Origin of the sequence: Robertmurraya korlensis NBRC 107688 (assembly GCF_001591645.1) — a bacterium.
Classification (GTDB): domain Bacteria; phylum Bacillota; class Bacilli; order Bacillales; family Cytobacillaceae; genus Robertmurraya_A.
Genome location: NZ_BCVH01000004.1, coordinates 219,765 through 244,998, shown reverse-complemented (window position 1 = coordinate 244,998; position 25,234 = coordinate 219,765). Strand labels below are relative to the sequence as shown.

Below are 25,234 nucleotides of genomic sequence, written 5' to 3'. Positions count from 1 at the left end.
AGTCACTTCAAAGTTATTGAGCATGATAATTTGAAAAATAACGAGTGATCGCCACAGCATAATCACCACGTGTTACTGTTTTTGCAGGTTCAAACTTGGCAACCACCGTTGGACTTAAGTCATATGGCCCTTGGACTGTAGAAAAATAGGCATTTAGAATGTTTAGGTCGAGTGCCAATTGTACATATCCTCTCAGTTCATTCGGAATGGTTTGAGCATCCAAAATCGGAATACGAGCACCGTTGTACAATACCGTTAACGTTTCACTATTTTTACTTACTGCTTTCTGTTCTAAGCCTAGTGCCTGCACGAGTGAATAGGCTAAAGTCATTCTCGTCACTGCATCATTTGGCGCAAATTTACCAGCAGATACGGGTTGCATCACACCTTTTGTTACTTGAGACTGATCCTTTAATGCTGCCCCTTTTCCTAGTACAGACTCTATGAATGCTGCATCTGATCCCTTAACGTCAGATACCGTAGGATTTGTGGGTAAATGCTGTCTTACTCCGACTCCCATCACTAGGAATTGGGCTAATTCACTGCGTTTTAATGCTTGGTTCGGCTCATAGTTTTTCGTACTTTTGCTATCTACTAATCTTTCACTAACCGCAAGCTTGATTGCCGCTTCTGCTGGATGACCCTTTATGTCATTCAGCCCAGTAAACCCAGTTAACTCTTTAATGGTAATTTCCCCATTTATTGTTTCGGGAAGTGATAATAAGCCTTGTAATCCTTCCATCGATACTGTCCATTTCCCGGGGATTGGATTGATGACTTGAACTGTACGGTCTGTGTATAACGGAAATAAAGCAGAAATACCGGAACTATACCTAGTTCCATCTGGTGCTGTTAAAATAAGATTGACTGGGTTTCCTGTTTGCTCTAGTAATCCCTTTGCTTGAATACGTGCGGTAAGCTCCGTCTGACCAACGGAAATATCAAACGTTTGTTGATTTGTGCTTAAAGCGGTTGGACTATACTCAATAGTAAAATCCTGCTTTGTTTCTACCACATTTGCATTTGCATGAAATGTCCGATTGTTATTTAAGGTGGTTCCATAGTCTTTACTCGTATAGGCGGCATCCACAGCTGCATAGGCGTTCACATAGCCTGCACCCGTTTCCCAGGATTCATACCCTGGCATATTGGTCGCTGTTTTCTGAATAATTTCTTTTACCTCAATTGGTGACAGTTCCGGATTCGCCTCTAGTATTAATGTGACAATACCAGCGACATGAGGTGCTGCCATCGAAGTTCCACTCATGGTCGTATAAAATGGTAAATAGGCCGCTGGAATATTGGATACATCATCCGTGATTCCAAGAGAAGCCACTGGAGAGATGACTCTTGTTGAGACAATATCTTGACCAGGAGCAGTAATTGTTGGCTCATCTACCCACTTCCACTCTTTCCCATCCAATAAGACATTTCCACCCTTCCCCTTTACACCACGCGAAGAGAATTCAGAAAGCTGACCTTGCTTTGTTCCAGCTGCAACAGTGATCACCCAAGGGGCTTTTTTATAATTACCAGAAATCGTAGAGTCACCCGGTCCCGAATTTCCTGCAGAGAATACGGTAACAATTCCTCGGTCATACAATTTTTTCGTTGCAACATTGATCGGGTCATATGGATCAAAATCGGTTCCTGAGTCACTTGTGGCTCCCCATGAATTCGTTATCACACGAATATTGTACTGAGTCTGATGAGTTAAAGCATAATCAAATCCCCCAATGGTATCTAACATCGCAACGGCTGCGCCAGATCCATAACCGATTAATTTGGCACCTGGAGCGACTCCTTCATATTCTCCTCCCGACATCTCACCTGTTGCACCAACGATCCCTGCCACATGCGTTCCGTGCCCAGAGCTTGTATCCGTGTTCGGAACATTCTCTACATATGTAATGGGAAGTAGGTCACTTAGCGCATGGAGATTTGTTGCACCAAGAACGTTCTGAACCACATGGCTCCCTAGTTCCAGGTCCTTATGAGTAGCGTCAACCCCACTATCATTAATCACTACCCCAATTCCTTTTCCTGTGATAGGGAACCCTCCATTATTCTTTTGAAATTGATGATCCGTACGAAGCTTATCCACTCCCGTTAATAAGGTTGCTTCCTTGTTTTCAAACTGTAGCTTACTATTCAAATAGATGGAATATACTTTTTCATTAGAAGCCAATTTTTCTACTTGAGACTTAGAAGCCAGGATTCCTGCCATTGGTAATTCGTTTAGTACTCTACCTATTGTAATTCCATGTGATTGTAATAGCTGAAGAATGGATGATTGAGATTCCCCCTCCTCTTTAAAGGTAACAATCACTTCCTGTAATTCATTCGATTCATTAAACAATTGTGTAAGCTTTTCATCCACTACGGCAGAAATAGTTGAAGCCTTTCCATTAGTATGTGTGATTGTTCCTGTTCCTATTAAAAGTAATACAGTTAGGAAAATAATCAGCCTCTTCATAACATCTCCTCTTTCCCTGAATTTTCACTCTTTTAATGATATTATGAAGGGTTTTGAGCTTTCGTCCTATTCTTCTTTGGCTGTATTTTTTTACACAAAAGTACTATTTTAACATACTCCTAAAGTAGTATTATGGCAAAGGAACTAGCTGATTTTGGACGGCATAAATGACCACCTGGGAACGGCTTTTCACCTCAAGTTTTTTAAAAATCTTACTCACATGTATTTTCACTGTCTTATCACTAATAAAAAGAGCCTCACCGATTTCTTTATTATTCATTCCTTGCACGAGGCATAGCAACACTTCCTTCTCTCTTTCGGTTAAAGCTCCCTTCGCTTCTGTTTGTGGCTGTGATGGCTGTTGGAAGCTTAAAAACTTCTTGGTCATCGATGGATGAATGACCGACTGCCCCTTTGTGACGGAATAAATCGCATCAACCACATGTTGTGAGGGAGCATCTTTCAGTAAGTATCCATCAGCACCTTCTCTGATCGCAGACATGAAGTATTCATCATGATCATACATTGTAAGAATCAAAATTTTTATAAAAGGCTGTGCTCGTTTGATCCACTTCGTTACTTCAATTCCGTTTAAATCTGGAATATTAATATCCATTAATATTACATCAGGTAGAAGGATACCCGCCTTATCAATTGCTTCCTTCCCTGAGATCGCCTCACCTACTACCTCAATGCCTTCTTCCATTTCCAAAATGTTTTTTAACCCATCTCTTAGTACCGCATGATCATCGACTAGCATAAGCTTGATCATTTACCATTCCCCCTTCAATTCCCATTTTTGGTACGGTGAGTGTGATCTCTGTTCCTTCCCCTTCTTTGCTATCGATTTGAAGGGATGCATGAATATTTTCCGCCGCTTCGTTCATATGTAAAATACCAAAATGCGGTTGATTCCTTGCTTTTATCATCGCTTGAAATAAGGAAAACCCTACCCCATTGTCCTTCACCCTTAGTAACATATGTTCCTTTTGATAGCTTAAGAGGATCTCAATTTTACTTGCCTTGGCATGCTTAATCGCATTTTGTATGCTTTCTTGAAACGTATCAAAAATAATCTTCTCAACCATCGAGCTTAAAGGATACTCTCCCCCTCTGGTCTCCAACTGAATATTTAATGAATGTTCTAGTGTAAGAGACTGGATTCTAGAAGTGATGGCTGCTATTAAACCTACTCGTTCGGTTGGATAAGGTCGTAGTTGGTAAATGGATTCTCGTACCTCCTTGAGACTAATCCGCAGCTTTTCTCTGCTATCTTGAATAAGGTGGAGGGATTCATCGGGCATTTTATAAAACTTCCTTTCAGCAGTCTCAAGCTTCATCACAGCACCTGCGAGCGACTGTGCGACGCCATCATGGATGTCACGAGCAATTCGATTTCGTTCTTCTAAGATCACGGCTTTTTCCTGTTCAGCAATAAGTTGTTTGGTTTTTAAAATAACAGCAAGCTGATTCGCAATCGTAGCTGCCGACTGTAAGTCCTCTTCGGAAAAGCTTTTCGTCCGACTTCGTCCAAAGATAAATAGCCCCACCACCTCTTCATCCATCATTAATGGAGCATACAAAAACGTTCGAACCTCTTCATCAAATAAATAAGCGGCTGGACCACCCTCCTTTTTTCGATCATGGTAAATGGTCAACTTTCTAATATAATTTAAATCGCTTTGAGCGGCCTCTACCCTTTCAACTTGGTCGATCAAAATACCCGTAGAAAATTTTAATCGAAAGAAATCATTTTCTTTAATCCAAAGACTCGAGGCATCTACTTCAATGAAGTTAGGTAATTGCTTGTTTAACACTTCTATCCAATCTTCCGTCGGAATTTTCTTATTCAGTTCAGTGGAAATATTAAATAAAGCCTTCAACCGGAACTTTTCTTTTCTAAGACGGGTGATTATCGAAAAAAGTAAGGCGACAGCCACTAACGGTGAAAAGAAAAAAAAGAAAGCAACTGCGTCAATTTCACCTCTGTTTTGATTCCCTAGGATATAAAACAAAGTAAGATAAACAAAGGAAACTAGAAAACTATTTAGTTCTTGATAAGACTTCTGTCTCCATATTTTATATGTATAAGGTTGAGGTCTGATTGTTAAGATAAAATCTACTATTGTATTATTAATGAGGTAAAAGGGTGTCATCATAAAGGCAATATGGATCATTCCTTGAATGATTGGAGAAAGATGGTTAACAGGTAGAAGAGTATAGAAGCTACTTCCTAGGTAATACGCCAAGACAAAACTGATAATCAGTTGAGCTGGATTAAAGAAAACTATTCTTAATGGTCTTCTTTTTATAACATTAATAACGAGAACGACTACCGCATAGGTAACAACAACAAACTCTAACCCTTGCATAACAAAGATCGCATACACTAACGGAAAACTAATGGATGTAAATCCTCTCCAAATGGGCATCGGATAAAACTCAACAATAAAGAGAAATAAGGTTAATAGTCCAAAAATAAAAGGATCGTGAATAAAACTCACTCTTAGTATTCCATACTGTATAAAGACAGCTCCTCCCATCAAGGAAGCCACCATAATGGCTATGCGTGAAGCCTTTTCATTTTGCTGCATTCTTTTCAAAATGGTCATTGTACACCTCCGCTCGATGAATCATTTAAATTTTCTGTTAATTATACCAAAGGTCTGATGGAATGAATATATGACAAAAAACCCAGACCAGTCCAATGCTACACACTGACCGATACTGGGACAAACCGAAATAAACGGCTTGTTTCTGCTATTTTCTCAAACTCTTTTCCCTTTGCCTATTCAGCAAAAGGAGTATCTAATATACTACCTTGGTACTACTATATCGAATGTTTGTTTGCTTATCCCCTTTATTTGTGATGCCTATCTACTAAATTCCTCAAGAAAGGCGTGTATCCAACACGCCCATTACCTTCAAAAAAACTGAGGCAAATGCTCCTTATGTGCCTCAAGCATTTCATCCAAAATCTGTTTCGCTACTGTATCGGATGGTGTCAATGGGTTAATGCACATGGCAAGTAGCGCGGTTGAGTAATTACCGGTCACTGCTGCCTCTGCTGCAACTCGCTCAAAGGATTTGATCTGCTGAACTAATCCGCGAACCGCAACCGGAAGATCTCCCATTGTAATTGGTCTTGGACCATCCTTCGTAATGATGCAGCTCACTTCCACGGCCGAGTCGTACGGAATGCTTGCGATTGCACCGGCATTCATCGTGTTCACCGGTTGGATGTCACCTTTGTCATTATAGATAGAAGTAATGAGTCGAACGGCGGCATCGGAGTAATAGGCGCCCCCACGTTTTTCGAGCTGAGGTGGTTTGATGTCAAGGTTTTCGTCCTTGTATAACTCAAATAAATCTTTCTCGAGTCTTTGCACAACCTCCGCCCGTGTTCCTTCCTTTTCAGCACTTTCGAGAGTTTTATCCACCATCGTTTTGGTTTTGTAATAATACATATGGTATGGACATGGCAGGGCATTCAAAGCTTTCAAAAACTCCGGCTCCCATCCGTAGCCTGGGATGTTTTTCACAAAGCTAGTGTTGTTCGGATCCGTTAAAAGGGTAAACACCTTTTCCTTCACACTCTCTCCATCTACAAACACATCCAAGCCATACACCATATGGTTCAAGCCCGCAAAATCAATGCGAATGCGCGAGTGTTCCACACCTAGCAACTTGGCAATTCCCATTTCCATCCCAATTGGGACATTACAAAGGCCAACGACTTTTTTCACCTTGCTATAACGAAGGACCGCTTCTGTCACCATGCCGGCTGGGTTCGTAAAATTGATCAGCCATGCATTTGGACATAACTCTTCCATGTCACGGCAAATGTCTAGGATCACTGGAACGGTCCGTAATCCTTTAAACAACCCGCCAGGACCATTCGTTTCCTGCCCGAGAACACCGTACTTCAATGGAATTCGCTCATCCTTCGCGCGCGCTTCTAACAAACCCACCCGAAACTGAGTCGTCACAAAGGCCGCGTCTTTTAACGCTTCCCGCCGGTCCAATGTTAAGTGGACATCAATCGGAAGTCCTGCTTTTTTTACCATTCGTTTCGCTAGGTTTCCGACAATCTCCAGCTTTTCTTTTCCCTCTTCAATGTCAACTAACCAAAGCTCACTTACGGGGAATTCGTCGTATCGTTTAATAAAACCCTCAACTAATTCCGGAGTATAACTAGACCCTCCACCAATCGTAGCTACCTTTAGTTTTTTGGTCATGCTTCCTCCTGTGAAAACCCAAGTGATTCATACAAATCCACAAATTCGGTTGCTAAATCCTTTACAACGATCGCATTCATTAAATGGTCCTGTGCATGCACCATTAATAATGAGACTGGCTGTGGACCTTCTCGAATCTCCGTTTGAATAAGATTGGTTTGAATTTTATGTGCTTCATGTAACTCATCTGCCGCTTCTTGAAGCTTGGCACGAGCTCGTTCTACATCTCCTGCTTTGGCAGCAATGATTGCTTCCATTGAAGAGCTCCTGCCATTTCCCCCATGTAAAATGATTTGAAACACCAGTTGTTCTTGTTCCATGATTCTCCCCCTCTTACTTGATTACGTCTTTGTATGTAACAAGCTCGATGCGGTTTTCTTCAACAGCCCGTTTGACCTCAGGATCGTTTAAAATAGCTAATTCTCGTGCTCGTTGGACGTTGTACGAGCTGCCCGTCAGTACCTCTTCGTCGATATACGCCGGGTGGCACATAATTTCTGCTGTATCAAAGGAAGTAGACTTCTTTACTAAGTCTATGAGAGAAGTGGGAGTTAATTCGTTTCCATAAAATTCATAGAAGAAGGCTTGAGTAGTTGGTAGAAATTGATTGCTTGGATGATTGGAATCCCCTGACACCTTACGAATCGGTATTCTGTATTCCTTAGCGAGTAATTGAACCATCGGGTAAATTTTTTCCTGCCCGTGGACATGATGATGCCCGTCCAAGTGTGTCGGAGTTAAGCCGAATGAGAAAAATTTCTCGATTTGAGCATGGAGTTCTTTTTCAATGTCACGAGGATCTGCTTTTTCTAGCAATTCTTGCATTTTGTAAAATTGGCCCGTTTCATTGATAAGGGATGGAACGTTTGAATGGACAGGATATCCACAATCCAAAACAAGATGAATTCCGACTCCCAACCCTGGATGGGCAAGCGCTAGAGCTGCGGCATGCGCAGCTCCAGGCATATTGACCATCATTGTGGCTGAGGAGACGACTCCGTGTTTGTACGCTTCGATGATTCCGAGGTTTACTCCTTTTGAATAACCGAAATCATCCGCGTTAATTACTAACTTTGTCATAGACTCCTCCTAAAATGCTTTATTTTCCTTGCTCTTCCGCGTACTTTTGGCGATCCCACATTCTAAAGAATGGATAATAAATCGCGAAGGTGACGCAGAAGTTAAATAACTGTAATAACGCACCTGAGATTTTCCCACCAGTTGCTAAATAACCTCCAATGATTGGTGGCATCGTCCATGGCACAGCAATCCCGACTGGCTTCGCTACAAGACCAGTACTCATCGCGATATACGTGGTGATAACAATCGAAAGTGGAGCTAAAATGAACGGCACGATCATGAGTGGGTTCATTACGATTGGCATTCCGAACGTAATCGGTTCGTTAATATTGAAGAGCCCCGGTCCAAACGCTAACCGTCCGAGTTGCTTCATTTGCTGACTTCGTGCCCTTAGTAGCATCATGACTACAAGAGCAAAGGTGGCACCAGAGCCTCCGATATACACAAACAAGTCAAAAAACTGAGCCGTGAAGATATTTGGTAGCTCATCTGCCCCATTTTGGAACGCCAGACGGTTCGCATCGGTAGCCGCTAACCAGATGGGACCCATCACCCCACCAACGATGGATGCCCCATGCAATCCAGTTGACCATAATAGCTGCACGAGGAACACAGCTACTAAACTACCAATCAAACTTCCTCCGAGTACGCCGAGCGGTTTACCGAGAAGTTCTCCGACTATGTTGTGTAAGCTCCCGAAGTCGGTATTTTCTACTAATATACGTAAAATCCAAACAACGAAAATAACAATCGCCCCTGGAATTAACGCAACAAACGATTTACTAACTGCTGGCGGAACTCCGTCAGGCAATCTAAAAACAATATTCTTCTGAATAATATATCGATAAATTTCAGTAGACAGCATCGCAATTAACATCGCAACGAATAATCCCTTACTTCCCATTAACGCAGCAGGAATCGCCCCACCAACCATAACGGCTTCTGTTGCGCCCTCCGCTAAAAAGGAAACTTCAAATGGCGTGGCAAGGAGGAACGCGGACACAGAGATCGCTCCAGCAGACAAAGGCTCCACATTGTACTTTTCCGCTAACCGGTAGGCAATCCCGAATCCGGCGATCAGTGCCATGATATCAAAGGTCGCAGCAACTGGATAGAGTAACTTAGTAAGCCACGCATCTCCAAACGTCTTGGCCATGAAATCTTCATAGCCTGGAATTGGCAAAAATCCGAGAATCAAGAAAATCGAACCTACAATAATAAGAGGCATCGTTAAAATAAGTCCATCACGCAACGCTTGTAAATGACGCTGTCCGGCAATGCGTCCAGCGACTGGCATTACCTTGTTTTCCAATACATCGGTAAATTTGCTCATTCCAATCACTCCTTATTTGGTGACTAACTGTTTTGCAAATTTCAATACTTCGGCGCCATTACATGTTCCATAGTGCACAGTATTAATCATGTCCACCGGAATCCCTTTTTCCTGGCCCACTTTTTTCAGTTGAGGCAGCATGTAACGAACCTGCGGACCCACGAGCAGCACGTCTGCATCATCAACATGATTGCGAACCACGTCCGCGGATACCGCCCAGATTTTCACCTCTACCCCTTGTTCCTCCGCGGCCTTCTCCATCTTCGTTACCAATAGACTCGTAGACATTCCCGCGGCACAACATAATAAAATCCTCACTTTGTCCCCTCCCTTTCAATTCGATACTAGCTGGTTGATTCTCGGTGTAATTCATTCTATGTTGAAAACGCTTTCATATTCTTCTTTTCCATACTGAAAGTGGAAAAATGGTTCTAAATTTTTATTTAGGTGGGGGAGTTCTGTTAGATGAGTAGTTGAAGATGAGGAAAATGCGGTGAAACAATTCTTATTAAGTGGATGAACTTCATTTCGCGTAATAATTTAAGCTGAAATGATCTTCATGAGGACGATGACTTCTTTTCGACCTTTGTTTAAAGCAAAAACGTTCTTCATAGCTCCAGTGAAGAACGTTTCAATCATTAACTACCGCTCCAACGTTTTTCATCCGCCTTATGAAGTACGTTTCAATCATTTATTCACACCCTAACGTCTTTCATCCTCCTGATGAAGAACGTTTCAATCATTTGTTCACACCCTAACCTCTTTCATCTACCTGATGAAGAACGTTTCGATCATTTATTCACACCCTAACCTCTTTCATCCTCCCGATGAATAACGTTTCAATCATTTATTCACGCCCTAACGTCTTTCATCACATGCTGAAATACGTTTCAATCACTAACACCCCCCTAACATCTTTCATCACAGCCTTTCAGCCAAACAACACCTGGCTGTAGTTATCTACAAAAAAGTGAGGAAACCATTTCCATTGCAGAACAACAACTATTATATTAATATACTAATACAAGCTGCGTTGTTCGTATTCTTAAGTAAGTTTTAACCTTTAAGCTGTAATAGGGAGTTTAACATTGGAACAGGAATGACAAGTCTCCATCTATATGATTTGGAGGACAGGCAGGAATGTTTCTGCGGACACCCACTTTGAGGAGTGGTGGTTTAAAACTTTCTTACACTCACATACGGCAAAGGCGGCGATACATAATGAACCAGTTTCCCTTTGGGAGCTGGATTTTTTTATGCCAAATTTTTTGTTAGCAATCACCTATTTTACAAAGGAAGGTTTATAATATTGAAACCAATTGCTCCTCAATTATCTATTTTTAAAAAGATATAAATCCCCATGTGAACATTTACTTAAAAATGTTAATGTATTTTGTACTTCTCATATATATAATAGAATAAAATTGTTGAATCACTCGGAGGAAGTCCATGGAAATCACTAAACACTTCTTTTTTAATCTTTCCTTATTAATGGTTATTTTGTTTTTTGCACTTGTCTGGTCAGCCAAGATGAGGAACTTTTCTATATCAAAAAGGTTTTCATTATTTTGGGGTATTCTCCTCCTATGGACTTGCTTCCAATTCTCATACCATCCTGTTCCAGATATTTTGATGGATTTACGAGAGCTTCCCGTATTGATTGGTGGACTTTACTTAGGAATAGGTCCCATCCTTTCAATTATGGTTATTTTTATTCGAGGATTGTATGGAATCGATGCTGGATTTTTTGCAAATATCGGCCTTTATTTACCGCTAGCCTTTTTCTTTTGGAAAGTTTATCCCTGGTTTTGGAACCAACGTCCATCCCGTCGGGTGGTCATTTCCATCTTATTGGGAATTGCAATTAGTATAATTACCCTTTCCAGCTTGGGATTCATGAATTTAGACATTAATCTTTTTGATGCCTACATAGCTTATCTAGTAGTACCTAATCTTGGAATAGCAATGATTTCCATAACGAGTGAGTTTGTCATAAAGAATTTCCATTTACAAAATCAGTTGATTAAATCAGGTAAGTTAGAAGTCGTGGAACAAATGGGTGCGGCCATATCCCATGAGATTCGGAATCCCCTTACCTCAGCTAAGGGGTTTGTTCAATTGCTTTTAGAAGGTCCACAAACATCTCAAAAACATACAGAATATTTAAAGATCATTTCACATGAATTGATTTTAGCGGAACAGGTAATAAAAGATTACCTAACCTTTTCAAAACCATCATTAGAACAAGTGGAACCCATTGAAGTTAGTAAGGAACTCACTCTAATAATAAAAATGCTGATACCCACAGCGAATCAATATTCAGTTAAAGTAAATACCCAAATTGAAACGCAAGGACATATTATCGGAGATCGACTAAAATTTCACCAATGTTTTTTGAATGTGATAAAAAACGGAATTGAATCGATGCCTAATGGGGGTCAGTTACTCATACTTTCAGATACTAGCGAAAAAAATGTAACGATATCAGTCATTGACCACGGAGTTGGCATGACAAAAGAACAATTGGACCGATTGGGAGAACCTTATTATTCCACAAAAGGTTCAAAGGGTACTGGCCTTGGTATGATGGTGGCATATAGTATTGTTAAAGCCATGAATGGGGTCATTCGAGTTCAAAGTGAACTGGGTAAAGGGACAACCTTTCGTTTTATCTTTCCTTCTATGGCCGATTTAAGAGACTATGTTCCTAGTAAAACATCGAATGCAATTAAATAAATCCAGATGTTTTCAGACACATACTAAACGAAACCAAATAAGTCACCTGTATTTAACAAAGAGTATATATTATAAAAAGTCTTAAGAATCAGGTGAAGAAAATGAAGAAAATTTTGCTCTTTGGTGATCCAGGGATTGATGATGCTGTTGCCATTATCTATGCCTTATTGAATCCTGAAATTGAACTAGTGGGTTTGGTTACCGGTTATGGAAATGTAGATGAAACACAGGCTGCTGAAAATGCCTCTTATTTGCTTCAACTAGGTGGAAGACCAGATATTCCAGTTATACGCGGAGCCAAAGGACCCTTTTCCGGAGAATTAGTACAGTATTATCCCGAAATACATGGGCCAGAAGGACTTGGACCGATACGACCACCCGATTACTTCACAACCAATGTTCAGGATTTTTCTACCGTATTCGAAATAATTGATAGGTACAAGAGTGAATTAACGATTGTGGATGTTGGTCGTTCTACCTCACTTGCTACGGCATTTATTTTAGCTGGGGCAGATTTTATGAATCAAGTTAACGCTATGTATATCATGGGAGGAGCATTTAATCACCCAGGAAATGTGACCGCTTCGGCGGAGGCTAATTTTTACGGGGACCCTATTGCAAGTGATTTGGTCTTAGAAAAAGGAAAGAACATTACGATTTTACCGCTGAATGTTACGAATTATGCTCTAGTATCACCTCAAGTAGTAAACTATATTACTTCCCTGAACAGTAATCCGTTCTCAAGCTTGTTTAAGCCCATAATGGATTACTATATCAATGCTTATAATAAACTAATCCCTGGTTTACAGGCCGCCGCCGTTCATGATGTTCTCACTTTATTCTCCATTGTGAGCCCTGAGTCCTTTCAATTCGTTTCCCGGAGAGCGAGAGTTGACTCTTCGGAATTATCTAGAGGTACATCAAGAGCAGATTTTCGCCCAAAGCCTGAAGTAGAACCCTTAGAAACGCTTGATAGGATTGCTTTATTTTTTAATTACAATGCCTTTATACAAAATTTTGTTACGGTCATGTCAGGGAGATTGCAATGATCCATTAATAAACACAAAAAGAAGGAAAGATGTACGATTCACATCTTTCCTTCTTCCATGTATCACAGCTTAAATTTTGCTAATTCAAGTTGAAGATCGGTTGCAATTTGAGCCAACGCTTCACTCGATGCGGTCATTTCTTCTACCATTGCCGCTTGTTGTTCCGTAGCAGCAGATACATTTTGCGCCTTTTCGTCATTGGTTCCTGCTAATTCGTTAACCGCATCCACTACATCTTTCATATGATCTACTTCTTTTAGAATATGAACAACGGAGTTGTAAACCTCTTCCGTATGCTTCGTCATATTTCCAATCGCATCATAAATTTGATTAAATGATTGTCCCGTTTGTTCCACCACTTGAATTCCTGACTTAGTAGACTCTGTACTCGATTTCATCACTGATACGGAAGTGCTAATCTCATTCTGGATTTCGTGAATTAGATTCTTAATATCTCCGGAAGCTCTACTAGATTGCTCCGCTAGTTTTCTTACTTCATCTGCAACAACCGCAAAGCCCTTCCCATGCTCCCCAGCCCTTGCCGCTTCAATCGCCGCATTTAATGCAAGCAGGTTCGTTTGTTCAGCTATCGTATTGATTAGGCCTACGATATCTTCAATCTTTCTGGATTTGTTATCCAATTGACTAATAGAGTGAGCGGTTTGTTGAACCGTTGAATGGATTTCATTCATTTGGTCAATAGCCCTTTTTACATCGTCGGTTCCATCTTGAGCAAGAACCGTCGTTTCAGTAGAAGAGTTTTTCACATTTTCAATATTGGACGTAATTTGTTCCATCCTATGATAAATGAGGCCGGTACTTTCTTTCATTTTGCTCGTGTAATTGTTTTGCTCATTATTATTTGCAGCCACGTCCTGGATCGATCCTGCCACTTCCGCTACAGACGAGCTGGTCTGTTCTGCACTCGCCGATAATTCTTCTGCACTTGCTGCTACTTGTTCAGAAGAGGAACGGATTGTGTAAAACATTTGGTTTAAATGACTCAATGCTTGATTGTAATGTTCACCCATTTGTCCAAGTTCATCACTTGATTTTATTTGGATAGGATTGGTTAAATCACCCTCCGCAAGGAATCCAATCTTCTCGACAAACTGCTTCATCTTTTTTGACATGCTAGAACTAAATAAAACTATTAACGTTATGGATACTAGTAAAAAGAAGGCAGTAATTCCTACTGATTTCATTAGCAAAGAAGTAACCCCAGCATATAGTTCACTTGTAGGTGCTAATGCTACCAGTTTCCAACCTGTTTCAGGAAAGGTTGAGTAAAACGCCTCCCATTCCTTATCGTTAGTTGAAAAGAACTTGTTTCCACTTTCATGATTGAGGATTTCTTCCCCTAACTGTTTTAGCTCTGAATCTTCCATAATCATATCAGTCATGGATTTTTCTTTATGGGCAATAAACTCTCCCGCTAAGCCGACAAGGAAAAGATGGCCCGATTTTTCAAACTTTTGACCAACTATCAATTCTTGTATCGTTGTCAAATCGTAATCAGCCGTGATATTTCCCATAAACTTTCCATCAAGAATAATTGGAACAGAAGCTGTGATTAACGTCTTATTTAGTCCCTCATCATAGTAAGGCGGAGACCATGCAATATTCCCTTCCCCGACTTCTTTTCCCTTAACATACCAATCTAATTCCGGGTAATTATAATCCGCATTTTCATAATCCTCTGTGTATAAAATGGTTTCACCATCTCTGTACACGTAGGGTCCAAAATATTCAGTATCCTGATGATATTGGTATGGTTCCAACCATATACCTAGCCCGAACGTATTGGTGTTTAATTTTATGGTTACTTCTAAGGTCTTTTTGTAATCTTCTTTTACTAGAGAATTCCCTTTTACCTTGTACAACGTACTAATTGATTCAGCCAGCCGTGTATGGGCCGTAAATTCATGCTCCATTTCTTCTAAAATCGTAGCCATCTTGTGATTGACACTAGAATCTGTTAAAGAGGTAATTTCTTTTTTAGAACTAAAAAAACTTAAAGCGGTGATCGAAATCGTAGAAATTAGAATAATAGGTAAAAATAAACCTAACATTTTGAGTTTAATACTGCTTTTTCTCTTGATCATAAACCTACCTCCAGGAAGTCTCCTTTGATTACACGTTTGTATAAATATACATTTTAAATTTTACTAACGGTTAAAGCGCGTTGTTCCCTCTATCCATATATCGGTCATTTTCTTTATAGTTTAATTGCCAATTATTCCCTCAATTTGTAAAATATATTAAAATAAAATACCTGCCAACATATATTCCTCCCAACTGAATATATTAACTTAGAAAAACATCGATAAAATCTGGAGGATAAAGATGAAAAAGTTCATAGGTTTTAAACTTGCAAGTACTAGTATCATAACCCTCTGTACTTTAGCACTGTTTATGCATGTCCTGATCCTTTTCAAGATCATTCCGTATCATTTTGTTTGGGGCGGTCAAATAAACAACTCGACTGACTTGTTCATCTTTGAAAGTATATCCATCGTTGTGCAAATCCTATTTCTATTTATTATCGCTGTAAAAGCAGGATATCTGTTCAAGGGAAAATTCAATAGAATAGTAACTATTGGGATTTGGACCATGTTTGCAATCATGATCTTAAATACACTAGGAAATGTAGCGTCCAGTTCCTATTTAGAAACCATGGTTATGACCCCCATTACTGCTTTGCTTGCCATTTTGTTATTTCGAATTGGTATTGAATAAGGATTGTTTAGGTTCTTTATACAGGTCAACATCATTCCCTCCGAATGATTCGGAATCTACTTATGAGACTTTTCGATGAAGATTAATTCCTCTTCTGAACCATTCGGAAACGATCTTCATAACCCTGATGAACTTCATTTTCACCCTCCGAATGATTCGGAAACGATCTTCATCACACCGATGAACTTCATTTCTCCCTCCGAACGATTCGGAATTGATCTTCATAACCCTGATGAACTTCGTTTCATCCTGCGAACGATTCGGAATTGATCTTCATAACCCTGATGAACTTCATTTCTCCCTCCGAATGCTTCGGAAACGACCTTCGAACGACCGTGCAATCAGTATTTTTTGCATTTCTAGTCAGTCGTAATCGAAGCAGAAAAAAACGTTCGGAGCCCATGCTCTGAACGTTCGTTAACTTTATATGTAATACGTTTCTAAAAATTCCATTATATCCTTATTAATCACCTTTACATGTTCTTCAGAAGGAAAATGCCCCATATCATAAGATTTAAAATCCATAAAATTAGTAAAAATGCTTTTCGATAGAGGCTTTATGTTCTTTTCGGGAAAGAAAACATCTTTTTTACCTGCTATAACAAGAGTCGGTGCGTTATAATTTACTAACTCATAAGCCTCCGTTAATTTTGGCATATCTTGCTCGAGTCTGGTGTATCGAAATACATCACCTATAATCTGTTTATCTACTTCTTTCATATTATGATCAGACATGGTTGCTGCAATTTTGTTCAGATGTTTTTCTGAAGAGAAAGCTTGAAACCACAATAATGGAATTAATATTTCTTTAATCATCTTAATTTTCGAACCTAATGTGATTCCTGCCGGTGACACTAGCACAGAGCAGTCAATTTTATTCGGGAGATATGTAGCTAATCGTAAAATAATCCCCGCACCATAAGAGGGACCAATGAATGCACAACTGGGTAATTGAAACTCCTTTAATAACTCCTCAATCCATTTGGCAAAACTTTCGTCTTTGGCAGAAATTCTTGTTTCAGCACTATAGCCAGGATGTCCTATCGTGTCGGGTGCATAAATCCGATACTTTTCTAGTAGTGGAGTGAACCAGGAGAAAGTCATTGGATTGATACAATTGCCCCCCTGGAATAAAAATACAGGTTTCCCCTCTTGTGGACCTGCCACTAGAACATGAGTTACTCCAAAACTCGTATTCACGTACTTTCGCTCTATAGGAAAAGGAAATGATTTTACATACCGTTCATAATGCTCCTGTAGAACCTTTTTTCCATCCTCACTTTTATAAATACTCTTCCCCATAAAATTACCCCGTTCTAAAATTTTTAATCCCTAAAAAATACCTATATTCCCTACTTTTAACTTCCCTCCTTATTTTACTATTAACCCGTCACATGTTCATTTATTTTTTATCTGTTTATGGAGTATATAAATTGACTAATAATTCACAATCTTTTATTATTAATACATACAAAATAAATAGCTCCATAAAGGGGAGTAGCTTTTACAGCAAAGTCGTCATTACGAAGAGTTTTTCCCTTCCGGCTTTGTTGGCAACCAATTGTCGTTGTTAGCAAGACCTTTACCTGTTTGTAAAGGTTTATTTACATTTAACCTTTATCATGATGGTAGGGGTTTTTATTCGGTTATATTTTCAGAAAAGTCAAATTTCATATTTAGGAAGGGCGTTAAAAAAATGAAACAAGGGAAACCAACTTTAGAAGAACTGATGAAACGAAATAAAGAAGAATTACTACGAGATAAGGATCTAGTCGAGAGAATTGAAAAACGTGTGGAAGAAAAAATCAGCAAACAGTAATAGATATAAGGACCCCTCTGAACATGATTGGGGTCTTTCTAGGTGTGATTTCTAAAAAAAGAACTAGTCTCCGTCACCGAAAACTAGTTCTTTTTTTTATTATTTCTTAGGAATTTCACACCCATCGTCATCGCAGCTTATTCCGTCTTGATTGTTTAAAACAATGATGTTATCCTCTGCGATTACTTTTTCAAGCGCTTGAACAAATACCTCCGTTGGTTGTGCACCAGTCAGAGCATATTTATTATTAATAAGGAAAAACGGGACACCAGTAATCCGATATTGCTGTGCGGTTTGCTCATCAGCCCGAACGGCATCTGCCATTTCATCACTTGCGAGCATTTTTTCCACTGCTTCTCGGTTTAAGCCTACGTCCACTGCCAATTCCGTTAGTGTTTGGTGATCTCCGATATGTTTGGATTCCGTAAAATAAGCATACAGGATACGCTCGGTCATCTCTTTCATCAAGCCTTTTGTTTTGGCAAACATGGTCAAACGGTGCGCATCAAAGGTATTCGTTTGGATCAACGTATCCATTTGAAAATCCAGTCCTGCTTCTTTTGCCATTCGAACCATGTTTTGTGTATTAGCTTTTGCTTGCTCGATACTCATTCCATATTTCTTGGCGAGACCTTCATAAATATTTTCTTTAATATCTCGTTCTTTCGTAGGATCCAATTCGAAGCATCGGTAAATCACTTCCACTGGATGGTTAATCTTCTTAATAGCATCCTCCAGACGCCTTTTGCCAATATAGCAAAATGGTCAAGCGAAGTCAGTCCACATTTCAATTCTCATGTTCGTACCTCCTATACATTATTCTTCTATATTATATGGGACAATTGTTTATCTTACACGCAAAACGATTTGGACCACTTCCTGACACTCCGGCTTTTCCCCATGTTGCTTAATTTATCGTTTTCCCCATCTGTGCCAGTGCATATTGAATCCCGTGCTGCAGGGTTTGAAACACTTGATAACAACTAAGGGTGATATTGGATTGGACCATTTCAACCGCTAAATTAGGAGGAATACCAACCAGTATAGATTTTGTACCAATTAACGAAGCTGCTGAACCAATTTTTACAATCAGGTCAATTGTAAAATGATCCACTTCCTTATCAAGACCCGTTAAGTCAAGATTGAGATAATTGGCTTTATGCTTTGGTAAATTGCTTAAGGTGTTGTTAAATAAATCCTCTGATCGATCTTCTTCGTACTTGCCAATCAGTGGAACCACCACAATTCCATCAAAAACAGGGATGATGGGAGAGGAAAGTTTTTTTACTAAGTCTCGCAGTTCACCTGTTTTCTTTTCCACCATCTCTTCTAGACGTAAGATCTGTTCCGATTCTTTCTTACGAGCTAGCTGGTGAATATTTGAGGTGGCTGTTATATCGGAAGGAAAGTACTTAACAATGCTGTACTCATGGCCTTCAAGTTGATCTTGTTCATATTCGTACCAAACATTCACTCCTAATAGCCTGCTAAAGACACCTGCAAAATGGGCCGCTAAGAAAGCAGTTCCTTTATTCTTCCCTTGAGTCAAGTTTATCTTGTATTCCCAACTATCCCTGAGATGAGCAACCAGCGTTTTTGTGTCATAATCTAGGTTCTTGATTTCTGCTCTTCCCCAACCAGCTGAAGCATATGTATTCGTAATCATATTTGCTGCCTCTAACACATCAAAGTCCTTGATTTTCCGGAGATAATCTCCTACCACTACCCCTTGACGATACCCCGTCGTTTCGAAGACCAGATTGGATACTTCTTCCCCAGATACCTCCTCAATGGTGTCAAAAAAAGATTTCATGGCACTGTTTATCCAAAAAAGAACCGCATCCTGATCTTCATACTGAAACTTTCCTTGTTCAACATCCCAACTAAAACCAAGTCCTGCTATATTGATATTGGTATTCTTACTCATAACTGCAACTCCTCCTTCTTTATCGTCATCACAAATGCTTGAAAGGAATAGCAGGAGCCTTTCCATTGAGTGAATTCTCTCAATTGCAATTTCACAAAACAAAGATACAAAAATAGATAGCTAGACTAATCATCTATAAACAATAAGTACCCGTCACCGTAACAGATACTCCATAACCACCTTGTTTAAGGTATGTATCCAGTCACGCAGATTTGCATAAATCATAACAATATAACCTCGGGGACACACCTAATTTTACCATACACTGCATTTTTTTCCATTTAGAAGGTAAAAAGCGTAGAATTCTCTGGTTAATCACATAAAAATTTAATACAATCGTCAAATTCGTTACATTTAACATCTAAATTAAACAAAGCTGTAAATTTGTAATAGGGAATCTATGATACAGTAAATTTACTAGTAAGATTAAAGAGTTGATACTATGTTAAATGTGAAAGAAACTACTAATTTACTTAAGAGTGAAGGCATTACAGATAGTGAAGAAACGGTCATTCGTTGGATTCTAGAGGGGAAAATAAGAGCCAAAAGAACAAAAGATTTGAACATTAATTTTTCTATTGATCCTTTTGATCTAGCCACCTTTATTGTAGAAAAGAAAATTGAAAGAAAGAGTAAACAATTTGGGATTGATTATGAGCATTGGGAAAAAACGTTTCATGAGAATACAAGCCTAAAAGAAAAAATAGAAGAACTAGAAATCTCCTTACGAATTGAACGGGCCAAAGTTCGATCGTTGAAAAAAATGGTCAAAGCAGAGAGCTCATTATTCTCTCCGGCTCCCTATACGATTGGCTCTCTATTAGGTATAGAGGAGGATTCAGACAAAGACTTACTTCGAAAAGAGCTAAGAAAACTACTCGAGTTCCTCCACCCTGATCGTGGTGGAGACGAAAGACTATTTAAAGTATTTTATGAACACTACGATAAAATGAATCTCAAGTAATTTAAAGAAAGGTGGTCATTTTTATGGCAGACTTAAACTTACAACAACTTGTAGAGGCGATACCTAAATCTGTATTAAATGCCTCTGATCGTGATCTGGAAGGATTCCAGAAAATCCTCCAAGAAACAATTAAATTAAGAGAAGGACATATTAATTTACAAAAAATGATTAAAAGTTATTCGTTATCGAGTCCCACTCATACGAACCAACCCCGATAATAAATGAGAGGACACTCTTTATGAAGATGTCCTCTTTTTTTATCGTTGAATACAAGAGAACTCATTTAAACAGTTGATTTGGGAAAAGTAAGATGAGGAGGTGAGCCAGGATGAAAAAAGACAATCGACCGGTATCGTATCAGCAAACTCTCGGTACAAAAACAGAAATTATAAAAGAACGTACCGAGCAAAAGGATCAGGATCAATCAACGAATGCTAGCAGCTTGGAAAAAGCAAATGCTAATCTTCCTGAATAAGATTACACCTAAAAGCATCAGAGCGATCCTATCTTAAAGGTATAAGTCGTTTTTAAAAAGATTACTTCTCAATAAGGAGTTACAAAATGAACGAGAAAAACCATATTTCCGAAAAAACCAATAATAATAAAAAGAACAACAGTAATGGTTCAAAAAATAATCTTCAAACTAACAACCCGATTATTACTGGTGGAGGCGACCCAAACCTTTCACCTGATGCAGGTAAGCGTTTGATATAAATTAGGTTCAACAATTAAATTTATATTTTTGTTCACTTTAAAGATTAAATTTTTCAGGCTTAGGCAATAACTTAGATGAGAGCAAGAGATAACTCTTCCCCCAAGTTCTGTTTATTCTCTTGCTCTGATTTACTCTTAAGTGGTAGCCTTTCCCTTTTCTACTTGCCGGAACCTTCTATTAGTTTGACCATGTTATACCAGCGTACTCCTCCATGCTGTGAATCGGATACGCCATGGTTAACAAACCCTAATCTTTCATAAAAAGTAACTAATTCTTGCTTACAGGTTAGAGTAATCCCTTCCCTTTGATTTTCTACTACAAGCTCTTCCATTTTATCTATTAGAATTTTTGCGATACCTTGATTTCTAACATGTTTGGACACTGCTAATCCTAGTACACTCTGAAACCCTCCTGTTGCCGGGTTCTTTTTTATCCTCCCAAAAAGATCGTCCGTTATATAAGGTTGACTAATGATTGGTCCATTAATATAACCAATGAGCTCCCCTTCTCTTACTGCGACAATAAATGTATCAGGTATCAACTGAATCCTCTCTACAAATGCTTCTTTCGTGGCAGCTTCTTCTTTAGAAAACCCTTCATTCTCTATAAAAAGTAATGGTTCTAAATCAATAGATTGAACATTTCTTAACTGAATCACCTTACCTTTATTCCCCCTTTTTCTAAAGAACATTTACGTAAGGCTATTGAATGCCACCATTTCCCTGGATACATTACTTTTTGATTCCAATAAACTGCATCCAGTTAGTGATATGTATAGCAACACTAGAGGCGAAATACATAGCAACCTTTTCAAATATATCTCTCCTCTTATATAAAGATGCTTATTGTTGGAATTATTCATTTAACTTTTTCTTAAACAGTGCTGTCGGATAAAATTGACCATTCTGCAATGCAGAAACAATTTGTCTGATCACCATTGGATGGCGAATGTCTTCGTTTCTTAGATTCATAATGTCCTTCAAAGACATCCATTTACAATCTAGGATTTCTTCTTCAGGAAGCCTTACTTTTCCACCTTTTATTTCACCCATAAAATGAAACAAAATGACTTGATGATTGGTCTCACTTACAAAATTGTATACACCCGTTGTGCTTAACAGCTCCACTTCCAACCCTGTTTCCTCTTTCGCTTCTCTCTTAGCTGCTTCAAGAATGTCTTCATATTTCTCCATTCGTCCGGATGGAAAATTCCACTGATTATAGGCCGTTGATTTGTTTTCTTTGATTAATAATAACTTGTTATCTTTCATCACTGTCACACTCACGACCAAAACCATTTCATTGTGGTTCATTCCCTACTCCCCTCAGTAGCAAGGTGATACACCTTTACCTTATGCCAAATGGATTTCCAATTCTTCTTATGTATTCGTTCCTCATATATAGCAGCCCGATCCTTTGATTCCGTAAAGAATAACGTAGGCCTGACTTCTAGATTAATTACGTCTTTAATTCCACAAGGAGCGGTAAGAATGACCTTGTCATTCCCGTCCAATTTTACACCAAGTGCCGTAGCGGTTTCTGGAAATTTTGAGATAGCATCTACAGATGATGAGTAAGGTGGAAGATTGTTCTTGAGATGCATTCTTGCTTCATTTTTTACTGACCAAGGGATATTCGGAAAGATTCTCTTTAATTTATCTATATTCTCTTGGTCATAGTAAATCACATCAACATCGGGCGTGTCCGTTCTATCCTTGAAATGGTGCAATGTATCCCATATTTTCGAGCGTACAAATCCCGCACATATCCACCAGTCTGGTAATTCAAGTGATTTTGCAGCCCTTAACACATTCATCATTTTCTCATCTTCTTGAATAAGTTTACATATATCTTCTTCACTATTTAGCATGGCTTTCCCTTACTACGAACAGATATTCCTATTATATCATGGGAAAAATATGAAAATACATACTGACTTTTATAACCAAACAAAATAAGCATCCCTATGACGGAATGCAAAAGTTAGTTAATGATATCAATCCTACTTTTCTTTGATCTGTTCTCGGATTTTTTGTAACTCTTCAAAAGATAGTCCACTTAGTGAATCTCTTATTTCATCCTCAATTTTTTTCCTATTGGTTTCTTGATAGCGATCCCACCATTTTCTAAGACCTTCTGTATGATCCAATATGTACTCAAAATCTATTTCTTCTACCTCTTCATCCGATATATATTCCAAAACAGCAGCTAACATATGTGAAAGGCTTTCAACTTCATCTTTGTTTGGTTGATTATTCGGTAAATGGACAATCTTATCCTTATCTGTCTCTTCTTCGGTTTGCACTGGTTTTCTAGGCATCGTACCGCTCCTTTTTAAATCTTCATAGCTTGTAGTTAGTATGACCAAATATCTGTAATCAAATAATTAAGATTGTTTTGTTGATGGATTGAAAATTTTTGTATACCTTATGTGAAAAAGTTAAATATTGTTCCTTGATTGTGTAAATTATTGGTAACTCGGACATTTCTTTGCTTTTTATATTGTATGATAGCTTTGTAAGTTACTTAACGCTATTGAGGAGGCAATGAAAATGGAAAAATTAAAGAAACTCCAAAAAGGATTATTAGCTTTGTTGGCAACTTTTATGGTAATTGGATTTGCCACAGGTTGTAGTGAAGACACAACGGAAGAGACAGAAACAGAAGAAAATCAAACGGAAGAAGGTACTGAAGAAGGTACCGAAGAGAACACAGAAGAGGCTGAAACTGAATAATGCTACCCCTCTGTCATTTTGAATGACAGAGGGTTTTTCTTAAACATAGAAAATCTTTAATAAACCTGAAGGAACAGGTCTTTATCCGATTCCCATTCCGCGTATGCGACATCCTTGACTGAAGATATATTTCTTTCATTTAATAGTTTTACTAAAGCTTGATAATCCATACCCGACTCTTTCAAATGTTCCGTAATCACTTCTCCATCACTGATAATGGTCAGTGGGACCATTCGTTTAATCGTGTTTAATTTAAGATCTCTATATGTAGGTTTATCTGCTTCTTGTTTTCTTAAAATACTGATTGATCCATTCGGTTCTAATATGGCGTACTCAACATCTCGCAAAGAAAATACTTCCTTAGATCGAAGCAATTGCTGTAGTTGGTTAATATCAAGGTGATTCTTTTTAAGTTCCTTCCAGTCTAGTTGTCCTTCATGAATGATAAACGATGGTTTTCCTTCTAAAAAAAGCCGAAGCTTTAACGATTTCTGGGTTGTTAGTTCTGTCAAATAGATCAGAAGGCCCCACACTGTTACTCCAAATAGGATTTTAATGAGGTTTATTTCCGGATCAAATACAGCACTTCCCACAAATTCACCTAACACAAGAGCTGATATAAAGTCAAAAGGAGTAATCTGACTAATTTGGGTTTTCCCAAGGATTTTCACGATAATAAATAAAAAGAAATAACCACCAAGCAAATCGACAAGCATCTGTACATAATCCAACTTGATCACCTTCTAAGATCTTACATAAATTTCAAAGCTACCCTTACGATTGAATCTATTTGCATTAAAAGAAGGATTTAAAGACCTCTAACTCTTCTTCGCACTGTGTACACCGGTATATAATTTCCATTGCATCTTCATAGGTTTTATGAAGGGTGTCCTCTTTGCAGTTCTCACAATATTGAATCTGTTCCGCTTCAACGCCCAAGATGATTCCTCCGTTTTTTGAAGTGTTATGAATACAGTTAGATTCTCCAAAAGCAATAGGATTTATTATCATCCTTTAGCCTTTATAGATCAAAATGAATAAATCTCATTAAGATAAAATGGGTAACTGCTGGGGGTAAGAGAGTAACTAGTATTTTCTCCTGTGAATAGCCCAACTCAAATAGGTTAAAGTAACAGTAAAAGATGAAGAAGGAACACAAATGGAAAAGAATAAGCTACAAAGAGGATCGAACAAAGCAGATCATACGTTGGACCGAATTCCTACTTCGGACATGGTTAATAGTGATAATGCGTTTAGTGAGACTGGATTAGAAAATGCACAGCAATTAGAGAATTCAATTAATAATAAAAAAACAAAATAACAATAGGAGACAGAGGTCATTTCTAAGTCCTTTTATCTTCCTCTCAAATTTATTTCAACAGCTTCACCATAAAAAAACCACAAAGCACAATCGCTTTGTGGT

29 protein-coding genes are annotated in these 25,234 nt (G+C 38.7%); 11 read left to right on the top strand and 18 right to left on the bottom strand.

Features of this window, described 5'->3' with window-relative positions:
• Positions 1–13: 13 nt before the first annotated feature.
• From BKO01S_RS08940 to BKO01S_RS08905, 8 genes are all read right to left on the bottom strand, one after another.
• Complete coding sequence (locus BKO01S_RS08940) at positions 14–2,476, bottom strand: S8 family serine peptidase (protein ID WP_066051972.1); 2,463 nt, start codon at positions 2,474–2,476, stop codon at positions 14–16.
• Between the two features lie 130 nt (positions 2,477–2,606).
• Complete coding sequence (locus tag BKO01S_RS08935; RefSeq protein WP_066051969.1) at positions 2,607–3,248, bottom strand: response regulator; 642 nt, start codon at positions 3,246–3,248, stop codon at positions 2,607–2,609.
• Positions 3,223–5,088, bottom strand: a complete 1,866-nt coding sequence (locus BKO01S_RS08930; protein WP_066051966.1) for a GAF domain-containing sensor histidine kinase — start codon at positions 5,086–5,088, stop codon at positions 3,223–3,225. Before BKO01S_RS08930 ends, BKO01S_RS08935 begins: the two co-directional genes overlap by 26 nt.
• A gap of 312 nt (positions 5,089–5,400) precedes the next feature.
• Positions 5,401–6,714 (bottom strand): 6-phospho-beta-glucosidase, encoded by a 1,314-nt coding sequence (locus BKO01S_RS08925; RefSeq protein ID WP_066051963.1) that lies wholly within the window; start codon positions 6,712–6,714, stop codon positions 5,401–5,403.
• A complete protein-coding gene (locus BKO01S_RS08920; protein WP_066051961.1) occupies positions 6,711–7,034 on the bottom strand; it encodes a PTS lactose/cellobiose transporter subunit IIA in 324 nt (107 codons plus the stop codon). The genes BKO01S_RS08925 and BKO01S_RS08920 overlap by 4 nt, the downstream gene beginning before the upstream one ends.
• Positions 7,035–7,047: 13 nt before the next feature.
• The gene (gene chbG, locus BKO01S_RS08915; protein ID WP_066051958.1) at positions 7,048–7,794 is read right to left on the bottom strand and encodes a chitin disaccharide deacetylase; all 747 of its coding nucleotides are present in this window, start codon (positions 7,792–7,794) and stop codon (positions 7,048–7,050) included.
• Positions 7,795–7,813: 19 nt separating this feature from the next.
• A complete protein-coding gene (celB, locus tag BKO01S_RS08910; protein WP_066051955.1) occupies positions 7,814–9,127 on the bottom strand; it encodes a PTS cellobiose transporter subunit IIC in 1,314 nt (437 codons plus the stop codon).
• Between the two features lie 12 nt (positions 9,128–9,139).
• A complete protein-coding gene (locus BKO01S_RS08905) occupies positions 9,140–9,445 on the bottom strand; it encodes a PTS sugar transporter subunit IIB (protein WP_066051952.1) in 306 nt (101 codons plus the stop codon).
• Between the two features lie 1,131 nt (positions 9,446–10,576).
• On the opposite strand from BKO01S_RS08905, the gene BKO01S_RS08895 reads away from it, so the two are divergent.
• Positions 10,577–11,863 (top strand): ATP-binding protein, encoded by a 1,287-nt coding sequence (locus BKO01S_RS08895; protein ID WP_066051949.1) that lies wholly within the window; start codon positions 10,577–10,579, stop codon positions 11,861–11,863.
• A 101-nt stretch (positions 11,864–11,964) separates the two neighbouring features.
• Positions 11,965–12,912 (top strand): nucleoside hydrolase, encoded by a 948-nt coding sequence (locus BKO01S_RS08890; protein ID WP_066051948.1) that lies wholly within the window; start codon positions 11,965–11,967, stop codon positions 12,910–12,912.
• A gap of 62 nt (positions 12,913–12,974) precedes the next feature.
• Here BKO01S_RS08890 and BKO01S_RS08885 read toward each other — a convergent pair whose 3' ends face one another.
• Positions 12,975–15,017, bottom strand: a complete 2,043-nt coding sequence (locus BKO01S_RS08885) for a methyl-accepting chemotaxis protein (RefSeq protein WP_066051946.1) — start codon at positions 15,015–15,017, stop codon at positions 12,975–12,977.
• Between the two features lie 241 nt (positions 15,018–15,258).
• Between BKO01S_RS08885 and BKO01S_RS08880 the strand changes: the two genes are divergently transcribed.
• Positions 15,259–15,651, top strand: a complete 393-nt coding sequence (locus tag BKO01S_RS08880; RefSeq protein WP_066051943.1) for a hypothetical protein — start codon at positions 15,259–15,261, stop codon at positions 15,649–15,651.
• A gap of 75 nt (positions 15,652–15,726) precedes the next feature.
• Positions 15,727–15,921 carry a hypothetical protein gene (locus BKO01S_RS08875; RefSeq protein ID WP_066051941.1) on the top strand — a complete coding sequence of 65 codons (195 nt, stop codon included), beginning with the start codon at positions 15,727–15,729 and terminating at the stop codon, positions 15,919–15,921.
• Between the two features lie 153 nt (positions 15,922–16,074).
• Here the strand turns inward: BKO01S_RS08875 and BKO01S_RS08870 are convergent, their stop codons facing one another.
• Positions 16,075–16,953 carry an alpha/beta fold hydrolase gene (locus tag BKO01S_RS08870; RefSeq protein WP_066051938.1) on the bottom strand — a complete coding sequence of 293 codons (879 nt, stop codon included), beginning with the start codon at positions 16,951–16,953 and terminating at the stop codon, positions 16,075–16,077.
• A 394-nt stretch (positions 16,954–17,347) separates the two neighbouring features.
• Between BKO01S_RS08870 and BKO01S_RS24325 the strand changes: the two genes are divergently transcribed.
• The gene (locus BKO01S_RS24325) at positions 17,348–17,470 is read left to right on the top strand and encodes an FbpB family small basic protein (RefSeq protein WP_157077338.1); all 123 of its coding nucleotides are present in this window, start codon (positions 17,348–17,350) and stop codon (positions 17,468–17,470) included.
• 99 nt (positions 17,471–17,569) lie between these two features.
• On the opposite strand, the gene BKO01S_RS08865 is transcribed toward BKO01S_RS24325, so the two are convergent.
• The gene (locus BKO01S_RS08865; RefSeq protein ID WP_269748511.1) at positions 17,570–18,223 is read right to left on the bottom strand and encodes a DsbA family oxidoreductase; all 654 of its coding nucleotides are present in this window, start codon (positions 18,221–18,223) and stop codon (positions 17,570–17,572) included.
• Between the two features lie 154 nt (positions 18,224–18,377).
• Positions 18,378–19,397: an STAS domain-containing protein gene (locus tag BKO01S_RS08860; RefSeq protein ID WP_066051937.1), complete on the bottom strand. Its 1,020-nt coding sequence runs from the start codon at positions 19,395–19,397 to the stop codon at positions 18,378–18,380.
• 442 nt (positions 19,398–19,839) lie between these two features.
• Here BKO01S_RS08860 and BKO01S_RS08855 point away from each other — a divergent pair, with 442 nt between their 5' ends.
• The 4 genes from BKO01S_RS08855 to BKO01S_RS24315 all read left to right on the top strand — a co-directional run bounded on the left by BKO01S_RS08855 (position 19,840) and on the right by BKO01S_RS24315 (position 21,075).
• Positions 19,840–20,361 carry a hypothetical protein gene (locus BKO01S_RS08855; RefSeq protein ID WP_066051934.1) on the top strand — a complete coding sequence of 174 codons (522 nt, stop codon included), beginning with the start codon at positions 19,840–19,842 and terminating at the stop codon, positions 20,359–20,361.
• Positions 20,362–20,384: 23 nt separating this feature from the next.
• Entirely contained in the window at positions 20,385–20,579 is a 195-nt protein-coding gene (locus tag BKO01S_RS08850) for a hypothetical protein (RefSeq protein ID WP_066051931.1), read from the top strand.
• A gap of 110 nt (positions 20,580–20,689) precedes the next feature.
• On the top strand, positions 20,690–20,836 hold the full coding sequence (locus tag BKO01S_RS24320; protein WP_157077337.1) for a hypothetical protein: 147 nt from the start codon (positions 20,690–20,692) through the stop codon (positions 20,834–20,836).
• A gap of 86 nt (positions 20,837–20,922) precedes the next feature.
• The gene (locus BKO01S_RS24315) at positions 20,923–21,075 is read left to right on the top strand and encodes a hypothetical protein (RefSeq protein ID WP_157077336.1); all 153 of its coding nucleotides are present in this window, start codon (positions 20,923–20,925) and stop codon (positions 21,073–21,075) included.
• Positions 21,076–21,233: 158 nt separating this feature from the next.
• Here the strand turns inward: BKO01S_RS24315 and BKO01S_RS08845 are convergent, their stop codons facing one another.
• The 4 genes from BKO01S_RS08845 to BKO01S_RS08830 all read right to left on the bottom strand — a co-directional run bounded on the left by BKO01S_RS08845 (position 21,234) and on the right by BKO01S_RS08830 (position 23,396).
• Positions 21,234–21,734 carry a GNAT family N-acetyltransferase gene (locus BKO01S_RS08845; RefSeq protein ID WP_066051928.1) on the bottom strand — a complete coding sequence of 167 codons (501 nt, stop codon included), beginning with the start codon at positions 21,732–21,734 and terminating at the stop codon, positions 21,234–21,236.
• Positions 21,735–21,930: 196 nt separating this feature from the next.
• Positions 21,931–22,389 (bottom strand): NUDIX hydrolase, encoded by a 459-nt coding sequence (locus tag BKO01S_RS08840; RefSeq protein WP_066051926.1) that lies wholly within the window; start codon positions 22,387–22,389, stop codon positions 21,931–21,933.
• A complete protein-coding gene (locus BKO01S_RS08835; protein WP_066051925.1) occupies positions 22,386–22,946 on the bottom strand; it encodes a nucleotidyltransferase family protein in 561 nt (186 codons plus the stop codon). Before BKO01S_RS08835 ends, BKO01S_RS08840 begins: the two co-directional genes overlap by 4 nt.
• Before the next feature lie 132 nt (positions 22,947–23,078).
• Complete coding sequence (locus tag BKO01S_RS08830; protein ID WP_066051920.1) at positions 23,079–23,396, bottom strand: hypothetical protein; 318 nt, start codon at positions 23,394–23,396, stop codon at positions 23,079–23,081.
• 232 nt (positions 23,397–23,628) lie between these two features.
• On the opposite strand from BKO01S_RS08830, the gene BKO01S_RS08825 reads away from it, so the two are divergent.
• Positions 23,629–23,811, top strand: coding sequence for a hypothetical protein (locus BKO01S_RS08825; RefSeq protein WP_066051918.1), 183 nt, complete (start codon positions 23,629–23,631; stop codon positions 23,809–23,811).
• A gap of 56 nt (positions 23,812–23,867) precedes the next feature.
• On the opposite strand, the gene BKO01S_RS08820 is transcribed toward BKO01S_RS08825, so the two are convergent.
• Both BKO01S_RS08820 and BKO01S_RS24620 read right to left on the bottom strand, forming a co-directional pair.
• Entirely contained in the window at positions 23,868–24,527 is a 660-nt protein-coding gene (locus tag BKO01S_RS08820; protein WP_066052082.1) for a DUF421 domain-containing protein, read from the bottom strand.
• Positions 24,528–24,606: 79 nt separating this feature from the next.
• Positions 24,607–24,750 (bottom strand): hypothetical protein, encoded by a 144-nt coding sequence (locus tag BKO01S_RS24620; protein WP_198158789.1) that lies wholly within the window; start codon positions 24,748–24,750, stop codon positions 24,607–24,609.
• Between the two features lie 220 nt (positions 24,751–24,970).
• Between BKO01S_RS24620 and BKO01S_RS24310 the strand changes: the two genes are divergently transcribed.
• Positions 24,971–25,132, top strand: a complete 162-nt coding sequence (locus BKO01S_RS24310; RefSeq protein WP_157077335.1) for a hypothetical protein — start codon at positions 24,971–24,973, stop codon at positions 25,130–25,132.
• Positions 25,133–25,234: the final 102 nt, after the last annotated feature.